This is a genomic window from Streptomyces sp. HUAS 15-9, assembly GCF_025642155.1.
Lineage (GTDB): Bacteria > Actinomycetota > Actinomycetes > Streptomycetales > Streptomycetaceae > Streptomyces.
This window is the reverse complement of the sequence record NZ_CP106798.1, coordinates 6,337,270-6,349,991: the sequence shown is the minus strand read 5'-3', so window position 1 is coordinate 6,349,991 and position 12,722 is coordinate 6,337,270. Positions and strand designations below refer to the sequence as shown.

9 protein-coding genes and 1 pseudogene are annotated in these 12,722 nt (G+C 72.0%); 5 read left to right on the top strand and 5 right to left on the bottom strand.

The genetic code is table 11. The features are described from left to right. Window positions 1-154: 154 nt before the first annotated feature. Window positions 155-469 (top strand): annotated as a pseudogene (locus N8I87_RS44475) (glycoside hydrolase family 3 N-terminal domain-containing protein); the annotation flags it as partial. A gap of 591 nt (window positions 470-1,060) precedes the next feature. On the opposite strand, the gene N8I87_RS29460 reads toward N8I87_RS44475, so the two are convergent. From N8I87_RS29460 to N8I87_RS29450, 3 genes are all read right to left on the bottom strand, one after another. Next, the gene (locus N8I87_RS29460; RefSeq protein ID WP_263213274.1) at window positions 1,061-2,506 is read right to left on the bottom strand and encodes an aldehyde dehydrogenase family protein; all 1,446 of its coding nucleotides are present in this window, start codon (window positions 2,504-2,506) and stop codon (window positions 1,061-1,063) included. Between the two features lie 312 nt (window positions 2,507-2,818). Beyond that, entirely contained in the window at window positions 2,819-4,492 is a 1,674-nt protein-coding gene (locus N8I87_RS29455) for a PucR family transcriptional regulator (RefSeq protein WP_263213273.1), read from the bottom strand. A 118-nt stretch (window positions 4,493-4,610) separates the two neighbouring features. Further along, window positions 4,611-6,752, bottom strand: coding sequence for an ATP-binding protein (locus tag N8I87_RS29450; protein WP_263213272.1), 2,142 nt, complete (start codon window positions 6,750-6,752; stop codon window positions 4,611-4,613). 254 nt (window positions 6,753-7,006) lie between these two features. On the opposite strand from N8I87_RS29450, the gene gabT reads away from it, so the two are divergent. The 3 genes from gabT to N8I87_RS29430 all read left to right on the top strand — a co-directional run bounded on the left by gabT (window position 7,007) and on the right by N8I87_RS29430 (window position 10,184). Further along, window positions 7,007-8,341: a 4-aminobutyrate--2-oxoglutarate transaminase gene (gene gabT, locus N8I87_RS29445; RefSeq protein WP_263213270.1), complete on the top strand. Its 1,335-nt coding sequence runs from the start codon at window positions 7,007-7,009 to the stop codon at window positions 8,339-8,341. 353 nt (window positions 8,342-8,694) lie between these two features. Next, entirely contained in the window at window positions 8,695-9,525 is an 831-nt protein-coding gene (locus N8I87_RS29435) for a serine hydrolase domain-containing protein (protein WP_263213269.1), read from the top strand. Then, window positions 9,525-10,184 carry a phosphatase PAP2 family protein gene (locus N8I87_RS29430; RefSeq protein WP_263213268.1) on the top strand — a complete coding sequence of 220 codons (660 nt, stop codon included), beginning with the start codon at window positions 9,525-9,527 and terminating at the stop codon, window positions 10,182-10,184. Before N8I87_RS29435 ends, N8I87_RS29430 begins: the two co-directional genes overlap by 1 nt. Here N8I87_RS29430 and N8I87_RS29425 read toward each other — a convergent pair. After that, complete coding sequence (locus tag N8I87_RS29425) at window positions 10,123-11,934, bottom strand: chitinase (RefSeq protein WP_263213267.1); 1,812 nt, start codon at window positions 11,932-11,934, stop codon at window positions 10,123-10,125. The two genes, N8I87_RS29430 and N8I87_RS29425, sit on opposite strands and share 62 nt — an antisense overlap. Before the next feature lie 135 nt (window positions 11,935-12,069). Between N8I87_RS29425 and N8I87_RS29420 the strand changes: the two genes are divergently transcribed. Continuing rightward, the gene (locus N8I87_RS29420) at window positions 12,070-12,216 is read left to right on the top strand and encodes a hypothetical protein (protein WP_263213266.1); all 147 of its coding nucleotides are present in this window, start codon (window positions 12,070-12,072) and stop codon (window positions 12,214-12,216) included. Window positions 12,217-12,234: 18 nt separating this feature from the next. Here the strand turns inward: N8I87_RS29420 and N8I87_RS29415 are convergent, their stop codons facing one another. Beyond that, a complete protein-coding gene (locus N8I87_RS29415) occupies window positions 12,235-12,687 on the bottom strand; it encodes a bifunctional DNA primase/polymerase (RefSeq protein ID WP_263213265.1) in 453 nt (150 codons plus the stop codon). Window positions 12,688-12,722: the final 35 nt, after the last annotated feature.

Genomic DNA, 12,722 nt, shown 5'->3' with positions numbered 1-12,722 from the left:
AATCCGCCTGCCGAAAACCAGTCCCAGGTGAGCCTCGCGCAGTCGTCACCCACCGTCGGCACCTTCCGCGAGCGGGACGGCGCGCTGGAGTGGAGCGGCCGTCAGGAGAGCGTGCGCATCGAGCCGTGGGGTCCGGGCGCGTATCGGTGGCCCGGTGCGGCGCGTGGGCGAGGCGGTGTCCAGGGAGGTCCGAGCGATGCGCGCCCACGACGAGCGCGTGGGCCTCAACGTCTGGTCCCCGACGGTCAATCTGCTGCGCCACCCGCTGTGGGGCCGCAACGAGGAAGGCTACTCCGAGGACCCGAAGCTGACCTCGGCGATCGCCACCGCCTACACGCACGGCCTGCGCGGCGACCACCCGGTGTACTGGCGCACCGCGCCGGTCCTCAAGCACTGGCTGGCGCACAACAACGAGACGGGCGCACGGACGGAGCTGACCTGCCAAGTACCGCTGTCCGCCTTCGAGTTCTGGGACATGGCCCTGGGCCGGTGGCGTCTGGAGCCGTACGACCTGCTGGTCGGCGCGTCCAGTGAGGACGTCCGGCTGCGTACGACCGTCCTCCTCGACGGCGAGCCCGCGGTGCCGCGTCCGGTGTGCGAACTCGGCCTGGACGCGGCCGGCTTCGACGAGCAGTCCGGCATCGCCATAGTCGACCGCACGAAGGTGTCGGGGGACGCGGTCACCCCGGTGGACGGCGGCAGCGGCGAACTCGCCTACCGGGACTGCGACTTCGGTGACGGCGTGACGGAGGTGACGGTCCAGGTGGCGGGCGAGGGCATGGTCGAACTGTTCCTGGACGGCGGCCCGGTGGCTGGTCACGCTGGTGCCGGACACGCCCGGTCCGTACGAGTACCGGACGCTCGGCGCCGGGATCGTCACCGAGGGCGTGCACGACGTCCGCGTCAGGCTGCGCGGGCCGGTGCGCGGCTCGCGCACGTCGGCTTCTCCGGTTGAGGGTCCGGAGGGGGCCGGCACGGAGAAGGGGCCCGGCACCGGAAGGCATCGGTGCCGGGCCCCTTCGGGGGACCTGGGTGAAATCGGTCCCGTGAACTACGTGGTCTAGAGGGCGAGTCCGGTGAGGACCAGCACGCGCTCGTAGGTGTAGTCGTCCATCGCGAACTTCACGCCCTCACGGCCGACACCGGACTGCTTGGCACCGCCGTACGGCATCTGGTCCGCGCGGTAGGACGGCACGTCGCCGATGACCACACCGCCGACCTCCAGCGCGCGGTGGGCGCGGAAGGCGACCTGGAGGTCATGGGTGAACACGCCCGCCTGCAGGCCGTACTTGGAGGAGTTGACCGCCGCGAAGGCCTCGGCCTCGCCGTCCACCTTCTGCACGGTGAGGACCGGTCCGAAGACCTCCTCGCAGGCGATGGTGGTGTCGGCCGGGACGTCGGTGAGGACGGTCGGCGCGTAGGAGGCGCCGTCGCGGTCACCGCCGGTGAGCAGGGTGGCGCCGGCCTCGACGGCCTCCTTCACCCAGGACTCGACGCGCTCGGCGGCGGCCTCGCTGACCAGCGGGCCGACGTCCGTCTTGTCGTCGGACGGGTCGCCGGTGGCCTGAGCCTCGACGGCGGCGACGATGCGCGGCAGCAGACGGTCGTGGACGGAGGCGTCGACGATCACGCGCTGCACCGAGATACAGGACTGGCCGCCCTGGTAGTTGGAGAAGGTCGCGATGCGGGTCGCGGCCCAGTCCAGGTCCGCGTCGCTCGCGAAGTCACCGAGGACGACGGCCGCGCCGTTGCCGCCCAGCTCCAGGGTGCAGTGCTTGCGCGGCACCGAGTCCATGATCGCGTAGCCGACCTTGTCGGAGCCGGTGAAGGAGATGACGGGCAGACGCTCGTCCTGGACCAGGGCGGGCATGCGGTCGTTGGCGACCGGCAGCACGCTCCAGGAACCGGCCGGCAGGTCGGTCTCGGCGAGCAGCTCGCCGAGGATCAGGCCGGAGAGCGGGGTGGCCGGGGCGGGCTTCAGGATGATCGGCGCGCCGACGGCGATCGCCGGAGCGACCTTGTGGGCGCACAGGTTCAGCGGGAAGTTGAACGGCGCGATGCCGAGCACGACGCCCTTCGGGAAGCGGCGGGTGAGCGCGAGGCGCCCCTGGCCGCCGAGGTCGGTGTCGAGGCGCTGGGCCTCGCCGCCGTTGAACCGCCGGGCCTCCTCGGCCGCGAACCGGAACACGGACACGGCACGGCCGACCTCGCCGCGCGCCCACTTGATCGGCTTGCCGTTCTCGGCGGAGATCAGCTGGGCGATCTCCTCGGTGCGCTCGGCCAGGCGCTTGCTGACGTGGTCCAGGGCGGCGGCGCGCACATGGGCCGGGGTGGCGGCGAACTCGTCCCGCACGGCGTACGCGGCGGCCACGGCCTCCTCGACCTGGGCGTCCGTCGGCACGCTGACCTTGCCGACGAGTCGGCCGTCCCACGGGGAGGTGACGTCGAAGGTGTCCTCGCCGGTGACCTGGCGGCCGGCGAGCCAGAAGGCGTGGGTGGAAGTCATTGTGCGAGTCCCGGCCTTTCCGCGTTGGGGATGTGCGTTCGTGTCCCACGGTAGGGCGGGGGTGCGCGGGGGGCGCTTGTCCGAGTCGTAGTGGTGGGGGGTGGGGATGTGCCGGATTGGCGTGGTGGGGGGCTGGGGCCGGGAGTTTTCCGCCCCCGCCGCCCCTACCCGTCCCGTCCCAGGGGCTCCGCGCCTTCGACCCCGCCAGGGGGCTCCGCCCCCGGGACCCCCATAGGCCTGAACGGCCTCGTCCTCAAACTCCCCCAAGCTCTGCGAGCAGGGGGTACCCCCAGACGGGCTGTCTTTGTGCGGCTACTCGGGGGTGGTCGCCTTCAGGGCCAGCCACAGCTCCATCCGTACGTCCGGATCGTCCAGGGAGCGGCCCAGGATCTCCTCGACCCTTCGCATCCGGTACCGCAGCGTGTGTCGGTGCACACCGAGGTCGGCCGCGGCCGCGTCCCACTGGCCGTGCCGGGAGAGCCAGGCGCGCAGGGAGGCCACCAGGTCGCCGCGCCCGATCGCGTCGTGCTCGTACAGCGGGCGCAGCAGGCCGTCCGCGAACGCCTTCACCGCGTCGTCGGCCAGCAGCGGCAGCACCGAGCCCGCCGCCAGCTGCTCGTGCTCCACGAGCACCCGCCCGCGCCGCCGGGCCACCGACAGCGCCTGTTCGGCCTGCTTGTACGCGGCGGCCGCGGCGATCGGCCCGGCCGGCGCCGACAGGCCCACGACCAGCTCGTCCTCGTCCACTGCGGCCTGTTCGGGTACGGCCCGTGCCGCCTCCAGCGCCTGCGCGTACTCCGTGCATGCGGTGACCGCCGCTCCCCCGTCCCCGGCCAGCACGACCAGCCGCTCCCCCTCGGGGACGACCAGCACGGCCTCCCCGGAGCGCGCGGCGGCGGCCTCCACGGTCTCCGCGAGCCCGCCCAGCGGATCGCCGCCCGCGTCGGCGGCGGCCAGCGCGCCGGCCGGGCTGGGCTTGGCCACCGGTACCGGCACGCCCGAGTGGGCGTGGGCGTCCGCGTGTGCTCGGGCGGCCGACGCGGACACCGGCTCGGCGAGGATCACCCGGAACGGCGCGTCCAGGAGCCCGCCGTACAGACCCCCGGCGACGGCACGGGCGTGGTCCGGCTGCCCGGCCAGCAGCATCCGCAGCACGGCCGCGCCGATCCGCTGCTCGGCCGCCTGCAGCGAGCGGGAGCGCTCGGTGGTGAGGGTGAGCAGGGCGATCGCGGAGTGGACGGCGTACCGCTCGGCGGTGCCGAGGGCGGCGGCGGTGCCGACGGCGAGTGCGGCCCGCGGGCGCCTGCCGGTGCCCAGGGAGTGCAGTTCGACGCGGTCCTCGGTCTCCGGGCTGCCGACCACCGAGGAGGCGGGCGCGGGCCGCTCCCGCAGCCGCTCCACGTCCGCGGTGATCCGTGCCGCGCGCCGCCCGGCCCATTCCGGCGCGGTCGCGACGACGGCGCCCGAGGCGTCGTACAGGGCCGTCCAGCCGTCGACCTGCGCGGCGAGCGCGGCGAGCAGTCCCTCCGGGCCCGCGATCAGCGCCTGCCTGGTCAGCTCCCGCTGGGCGGCGAACCCGGCCGTGACCGCGCGGTACTGGTCGGCGGCGATCGCGGCGGACACGGCCTTGCTGATCGCGAGGAAGGGGGTGCGGCGCGGCACCTCCAGCAGGGGCAGGCCCTCCTGTTCGGCCGCGTCGACCAGGGCCTGGGGGATCTCGTCGTAGTTGACGCCGACGGCGAACCCGAGCCCGACGACTCCGGCGCCGACCAGCCGCTTCACATACCGGCGCATCGCCTCGGGGTCCTCGGCATCCAGCTTCAGCGCGGTGATCAGCAGCAGTTCCCCGCCCTCCATGTAGGGCACGGGGTCGGCCAGCTCGCTGCCGTGCGCCCAGCGGACGGGTACGTCCAGGCGGTCCTCGCCCGCCCGCACGGTCAGCTTGAGCGCGGAGTGGTGGACGAGCGAGGCGAGCGTCGGGGGCATGAGGCCTTCAGGTCTGGGGAGATCGGGTGACCATTGCGATCATTTGGCCGCTTCGTATGAACAGCCTATGCCGATTCTGCCTCACCGTATGGAGACCGGGTGGCCTCATGGTCGGACCTCAGCCCGTGAGATCCACCAGCAGGGGCGGGGCGTGCTCGCCCTTGACGTTCGTCAGCGACAGCACCGCGTGCCCCGGCGGCACCCCGTGCGCCAGCTCGGACGCGGACCAGCGCTCCCGCTCGACCTGCCGGACGGTCACCGCCCGGGCGGTCGGCGCCTTGCCGGTGATCACCCGGCGCAGCACATGCACCGCCTTGCCGGCCGGAGTCTCGGCGATGATCTGCCGGTCGGTCACGTCCCGCGCCTCGGTCCACTCCTTGCCCCACACCTCGGCGAAGTCCTGACCGTCCCACGGGGTGAGCCCGGACAGGGCCATCCGGCATCCCGCGGCACCCAGCAGCGGCCCGCGCAGCGGGCGCGGTACGTCGTCCAGGGTGCGCAGAGTGAGCACGGCACCGGCATTGGCGGAGCGCAGCCGCTGGATCCCACGCACGGCCTCCGGGGTCACCGCTCCGGTCGCGTCGTCCAGGAGCAGACAGGCGAACAGCGACCGGTCCTCCCGCACCGTGACGCTCGCCGTGAACTGGGCGAGCACCAGCCGCGCCAGGATCCGCGAGGCGTCCGCGTGCCCGCGCTCGGGCAGGTCGATACGGACCCGCACCGGGTGGTCAAGCGCCTGGAGCGAGAAGGGCCGGGACTGCCCGGAGGTGTCGAAGAACCCGGCGAAGGCAGGCCGGTCGAGCAACGCGATCCGGTCGGCGAGCACCGCACCCACGTCCCCGGGGTGGTCCATCTGCCGCTCGCGCGCGTCGAGTTCGCGCAGCAGCAACTCCTGCCCGGTGTCCTGCAGCGCCTTGCGGAGCGCGGCCAGCGGACCAGGGGTTCCGTCGAGCAGCTGACGCAGCTCCGGTACGGAGGGGAAGCGGGCGTGGACCGCCCGGAAAGGTCCGAGCAGCTGGGCAAGGACGGTGGTGGAACGACGGCTGTCGCCTCCCGGGTGCGGGTCGGCGAGGTCGCCGACGAGGGCTTCGGCGAGTATGGCGGCGGCCTCATCCGGGTCGGTGGTGCCGCCGTAAAGGTCAAGGTCGTACACGGATTCGGGGTGGGCGATCCGTACGACGACGTCGTACGCATCGGCCGTGCCGAGCCCGGCGCCTGCCCCGCCGACCACCACGACGGAGGCTCGTCCGGCGAGCGCATGCAGGCACAGCGACTCCGCGAGCGGCCGTACGACACTGCCGGTCTTGCCGGAGCCGGCCGGGCCCACGGCGAGCAGGGAGGTGCCGAGCAGGTCGGGGCCGAGGGCGAGTCCGGAGCCGCGGTAGTGGTAGGGGTTGCGCGGGTCGTCCGCGGTGGTCCCGAGCCGCACCTGCCCCGTGACCAGGTCGTGCCGGGCGAGGCGGCCTAGCAGGTCTCGCTCCCCCGAGGGGTGCAGACAGGCGGCGGCGCCGTCCTTGACGACGGCGGCGGTGAAGGCGGCGAGGCTGTGCCGACCGCTGCGCACGCCCTGCCAGGCGCGGGCGATGCGGGCCAGGTCGACGTCCCGCATGAGCCCGGAGCGGGCATCGGCGGCGAGCCGGTCGGCGGCGTCGGCAGCCCCGGCGGCGCGCAGGTGGGGCCACTGGGCGGGGTCTTCCTCCGGAGCGGGCGGTTTCTCCATCGTGGGCTCGGCCTGGGTCCAGGCAGGGGGCCCGTAGCGCCGCCAGACCTCACCCCAGCGGCCGAGTCGGCCCACAGTGATCATGATCGCAAGCGCAACAACGACGTACCACGCATAACCGAACATTACGCGGCTGTACGAGTTGGGCGCCGTCCAAGAGTCCACCATGGCATTGAAGGGCAGCAGCCACCAGCCGCCGAGGTAGCCGTTCCACAGCAGCGACCAGAGCAGCCATCCGACGAGGAACGCAATCAGCGCCCCGCTCAGCAGTTGCCTAGCCGGGATGAGCTCCGGCTCCTTCTCCGGCCGCGGCCGGTGCCCGAACCGCCACATTCCCGGGGCCGCCTCCGGCCGGGGCGCCCGCAGCCAGGCCAGGAACGCCGATCCGTCGGGCAGCGGCGGAACCCCCGGGGCATGAGTCGGCCGAGGCGGTACCGAGGGCGCCTCGCGGGGCATCGCGGGAGCGTCCTGTGGCATCGCCGGACGCGGTACGGGATTCGCATGCATACCCCGCGTGTCCTGCGTCCCGTCGCTGTCCATCGCCCTTTCCCCCTGACCAGCCGTACCGTGCACCATCAGCGAGTCAATCTAACGCCCCCGCAAGGGGAGTTCACCGCTTACGCGGCCGAGCGGGCCGAACCGGGTCCGGCCGCGCCGTCGCCCCGCTATGTCCACCGCGGACAACCGCGGGTCCCGACAACGCCCACATGGAGCATGCCCGCCCCCCATTCCCGGTCCTAGCCTGCGAGAAAAGAAAAGTAGACAAGAGTCCGTAATACCCCCGGGAGCCCCTCATGAGCGCACTTCCGCAGGAGCGCCGCGTCGTCACCGCCATCCCCGGCCCGAAGTCGCAGGAGCTGCAGGCCCGCCGCAGCGCCGTGGTCGCGCAGGGCGTCGGCTCCGTGCTGCCCGTGTTCACCGCGCGCGCCGGCGGCGGCATCATCGAGGACGTCGACGGCAACCGCCTGATCGACTTCGGCTCCGGCATCGCCGTGACCTCGGTCGGCGCCTCCGCCGAGGCCGTCGTACGCCGTGCGAGCGCCCAGCTGGCCGACTTCACCCACACCTGTTTCATGGTCACCCCGTACGAGGGCTATGTGGCGGTCGCCGAGGCCCTCGCCGAGCTCACCCCGGGTGACCATGCCAAGAAGTCCGCGCTGTTCAACTCGGGCGCCGAGGCCGTCGAGAACGCCGTCAAGATCGCGCGTGCGTACACCAAGCGCCAGGCCGTCGTCGTGTTCGACCACGGCTACCACGGCCGGACCAACCTGACGATGGCGCTCACCGCCAAGAACATGCCGTACAAGCACGGCTTCGGTCCCTTCGCCCCCGAGGTCTACCGCGTCCCGGTCGCCTACGCCTACCGCTGGCCGACCGGCCCGGAGAACGCGGGCCCCGAGGCCGCCAAGACGGCCATCGACCAGATGTCCAAGCAGGTCGGCGCGGACAACATCGCCGCGATCATCATCGAGCCGGTGCTCGGCGAGGGCGGCTTCATCGAGCCGGCCAAGGGCTTCCTGCCGGAGATCGTGAAGTTCGCCAACGACAACGGCATCGTCTTCGTCGCCGACGAGATCCAGTCGGGCTTCTGCCGCACCGGCCAGTGGTTCGCCTGCGAGGACGAGGGCATCGTCCCCGACCTGATCACCACGGCCAAGGGCATCGCGGGCGGTCTGCCGCTCGCCGCCGTCACCGGCCGCGCCGAGATCATGGACGCCGCGCACGCGGGCGGCCTCGGCGGCACCTACGGCGGCAACCCGGTCGCCTGCGCCGGTGCGCTCGGTTCCATCGAGACCATGAAGGAGCTCGACCTCAACGCCAAGGCCAAGAACATCGAGGCGGTCATGAAGGCGCGCCTGGGCGCGATGGCCGAGAAGTTCGACATCATCGGCGACGTCCGCGGCCGTGGCGCGATGATCGCCATCGAGCTGGTCAAGGACCGTACGACGAAGGAGCCGAACCCGGAGGCCACCGCCGCCCTCGCCAAGGCCTGCCACCAGGAGGGCCTGCTGGTCCTGACCTGTGGCACCTACGGCAACGTGCTGCGTTTCCTGCCCCCGCTGGTCATCGGCGAGGACCTGCTGAACGAGGGCCTCGACATCATCGAGCAGGCGTTCGCGCGTATCTGAGTCACAGTCCGGCGCCCAGCGTCAGGCCGTGTGAAGAAGGTGTGCGAGGTGGATGGCGGGACGCGATTCCGTCTGTCTTGGAGCCACCCCCTGCCGTAGGTTCTTCCTCAGATGAGAGATACACCCCGCCCACAGGGGACTGTGGGCGACATCAGGCCGTCGCCTCCCCAGCTTCGACCTGGTCGTGCCCTCGCGCACACAACCGGGGCCTTCGGCCTCGGAATCTCCTCACCGATCGGACAGTCGCCCGCCCCAAACCCCCCGGGGCGCGCGGCGTTCCGATCCGGACGGCCGCCTCGGAACTACCCCCCCTGTTCCGGGGCGGCCGACCTCCTTCTCCCACACTGGTGACCATGCGTCGCATTCCGACATGTGTTCTCAGTGCCTCCGAGCCGCCGAGCGTCAGCAACGGCCATGCCGTCGACCGCTTCGTACAGATCGGCTCCCTCACCAAGGTCCTCACCGGCACCGCGCTCATGCGCCTGGCGGCAGCCGGCGCCCTCACCCTCGACGACCCCGTGGAGCGCTGGCTGCCCGCCGCGCCCGGGACCGGGATCACCCTGCGGCAGCTGGCCGAGCACACCTCCGGCCTCCCCCGGCTGCCGCCGCAGGCCGCCGGCCGGGACCCGTACACGCCGTTCGACGACCGCGCGCTGCGCGACGTGCTGAACCGGCTCGACTCGATCGCGGTCCGGCCCGCGGGCCAGGAGGAGGAGTACTCCAACCTCGGCTACGCCGTTCTCGGTGCGGCCCTGGCCGCCGCGACCGGCACCTCGTACGAGGAGCTGGTCACCGAGCATGTGCTCCGGCCGCTGGACGTGGCCGAGGTGAGCGCCGACCCCGATCCCGCGCGACGCCTGCTGGCGCCCGGCCTGTTCGGGGGAACCCGCAGGCCCTGGACGATGGCGGGCCCGATCCTGCCGGCCGGCGGTCTGTGGGCCACTCCTCGCGCGGCGGCCGATCTGCTCGTACGTCTGCTCGTGGAGCGCCGGCTGGGGGATCCCGCCCCGACCTGGCAGACGGCCGGGCCGCTGCGCTGGCACAACGGGGCCACCCGCGACGCGTCGGTCTTCGCCGGGGCGACGAACGACGGCCGCTGGGTCGTGGTCCACCGGCTCAACGGCGATCCGGATGACACCGATCGGGTGGGAATCGGCGTTCTCAAGGAGTCCCGGCAGCGCTGATGAGGACTCCTGAGAGGCTGTGGCCCGTGACCGCCGTACCCCTCCTCCTCTTCGTCCTGATCACCTGGCAGGTGATGGCCGACGGCCCGCTGCTTCGCGTGGACGAGCGGGTGAGCCGCGCCCTCGTCCATCCCGACCGGTTCTCGGCGGCCCTGTCCGACCTGGGCAATGTGCAGGTGGCGGTGCCGGTGCTCGCGGTCGCCATAGGCCTCGTCCTCTGGCTGGGCCGCCGCGACGGCGCCGACCGCTGGTGGCTGCCACCGGTCGCCGCCGCCGTCCTGATGGCCCTGGTCCCGGCGATCGTCGTGCCGTTGAAGGCCTGGACCGACCGTCCGGGAACCCCGGTCATGCCCTGGGCGGGCGGCTTCTACCCGTCCGGCCATACGGCCACCGCGGCCGTCGCGTACGGCGCGGCGACGCTGATCCTCCTCCCGTGGCTCGTCACGGCGCTCGCCCGGCGGCTGCTGGTGGCCGGGTGTGCCGTGGTCAACCTCGGTGTCGGTTTCGGGCTGATCCGGCGCGGCTACCACTGGCCGCTGGACGTCGTGGCCAGTTGGTGTCTGTGCTTCGTGCTGCTGTTCGCGCTGTGGGTGTTCCTCAGCCGAAGTACGCGTCGAAGTTCTTCTGGAACTCCCAGTTGGCGAACCGGTCCCAGTTGACCGACCAGGTCATCAGGCCGCGCAGGGCGGGCCAGCTGCCGTGGGTGGCGTACGAGCCGCAGTTCGACCTCTTCGTCAGACAGTCGAGGGTCTTGGTGACCTCCGACGGGGAGACATAGCCGTTGCCCGCGTTGGTGGACGCGGGCATGCCGATCGCCACCTGGTCGGGGCGCAGTGGCGGGAAGACGTTGTTCGCGTCGCCCGCGACCGGGAAGCCGGTGAGGAGCATGTCGGTCATGGCGATGTGGAAGTCGGCGCCGCCCATCGAGTGGTACTGGTTGTCGAGGCCCATGATCGGGCCCGAGTTGTAGTCCTGGACGTGCAGGAGCGTCAGATCGTCGCGCAGGGCGTATATGACGGGGAGGTAGGCCCCGCAGCGCGGGTCCTGGCCGCCCCACTTGCCGGTGCCGTAGTACTGGTAGCCCATCTGCACGAAGAAGGTCTCGGGGGCCATCGAGAGGACGAACTTCGCGCCGTAGCGGGCCTTGAGGGTCTTCAGGGCCGAGATGAGGTTGACGACGACGGGTGTCGTCGGGTTCTTGAAGTCCGTGTCGTTGACGTCGAGCGACAGCGAGTGGCCCTCGAAGTCGATGTCCAGGCCGTCGAGGCCGTAGTCGTCGATGATCCTGGAGACGGAGGAGACGAAGGTGTCACGGGCCGCCGTGCTGGTCAGCTGCACCTGGCCGTTCTGGCCTCCGATGGAGATCAGCACCTTCTTGCCGACCGCCTGCTTGGCCCTGACCGCCGCCTTGAAGTCGGCGTCGCTCTCGACGTTCGGGCACTCGGTGACCGGGCAGCGGTTGAAGCGGATGTCGCCTGACGTCACCGAGGTCGGCTCGCCGAAGGCCAGGTCGATGACGTCCCAGCTGTCGGGGACGTCGGCGAGACGGGTGTAGCCGGAGCCGTTGGCGAAGGTGGTGTGGAGGTAGCCGACCAGGGCGTGGGTGGACAGGTCGGTCGAGCCGCCGGGTCCTGCGGTCGTCGTGGCGGTCACCGTCGCGGACTTCGCGGACTCCCCCGCGTCGTTGACGGCGGCGACCTGGAAGCCGTACGCCGTCGAGGGCGTCAGGCCGCTCACGGTCGCCGAAGTGCCGCTCACCGTCCGGTCCTTGACCCCGTCGCGATAGACCGTGTAGCCGGTGGCGCCGGTGACCGCCGTCCAGGACAGGGCGACGCTGGAGGAGGTGACGGTGCCCACCTTGAGGCCGGTCGGGGCCGCGGGCGGCTGTCCCGGGTCGACGCCGGGGCCGGTCAGGGAGATGTCGTCGGCGTAGTAGGCGCCGGTGCCGTACCACCCGTGGGTGTAGATGGTGACCTTGGTGGTGGCGGCACCGGTACGGAAGGTCGTGCTGAGCTGCTGCCAGGCGGGGGCCGACTGGGTCCAGGTGGAGACGTCGGTGGTGCCGGTGCCGCTTGCGCCGAGGTAGACGTAGGAGCCGCGGACGTAGCCGGACAGGGTGTACTGGGAGTCGGGTTTCACCGTCACGGTCTGCGCGCACTGGGCGTTGTCACTGCCGGCCGGGGTCGCCTGGAGGGCCGAAGTGCCGCCGTGCACAGGAGAGTTGACGTTCGTTCCACTGTTCGCCGTACAGCTCCAGCCGTCGAGACCGGACTCGAAGCCACCGTTCTTGGCGAGATCCGCGTCGGCCGCACGTGCGGCCGACGAGAGCACGGTGATACCGGGTACGGCCAGGAGCGCTGCCGTGAGCGCGGCGAGGAGGGACCTGGTACGGGGTCTGACGCGATCCACAAGTGCCTCCGGGCATGGGGGGAATGGGAGGGGTGGAGTGCGCTCAACTTGGTCCAGACCAATCCGGTTGTCAAGACCTCCGACGGCAGCTGCGGGACACGGTGCCCTGGGCCACACCCGGGTGCGGCGGCGGGCATGGCCGAACTGCGCGCCACACCCGGTGACGGCCCGTGCCGGTACGCCGCCGGGATCACCGCGCCCATGTGCACCCGCGATCTCACGCCCGGCCCAGGCGTGCTGCACGCCGGTGGCCGCGACGGACAGAGCGTCAAAGACACGTAAACAGGACCGCCGTACCCACTACCCGGCCTCATCCGTCACCAGACGAGCCACCGCCTCATGCAACGCCAGCTCCAACAGCACCGGATCAGTGAGCGTGCCCAAGCCGTCCGGCCCGACCAGCCAGCGGACCCCGCCGGACGGCCGGCCCGGGTGCGGCACGACGATCCAGGTGCCCGTGCCGACCGTGCGGATGCCCGTGCCGAGCCAGCGTTCGGCTGTGCCCGGGGGCACGAAGAAGCCCATCCGTTCGTCGCCGGGGTAGGCCAGCACCGGGCCGGGCCGGTCGAGTATGCGGGTGAGTACGTCGAGCGTCGGGCGGCCGAGGGCAGCCGGCACGACGAGCACGTCCCACGCCTTGCCGGCCGGCAGCAGTGTCAACCCCCGGGGGTTGCGCTCCCACTCCCGGCGGCAGGCATCGGGATCCGGTGCGACGGATGCCAGCCACTCGACCGCCCTCTTTGCTCCAGTCATGAGAAGACCTCCCCCTCTCCCGTCGACGCGGTCGC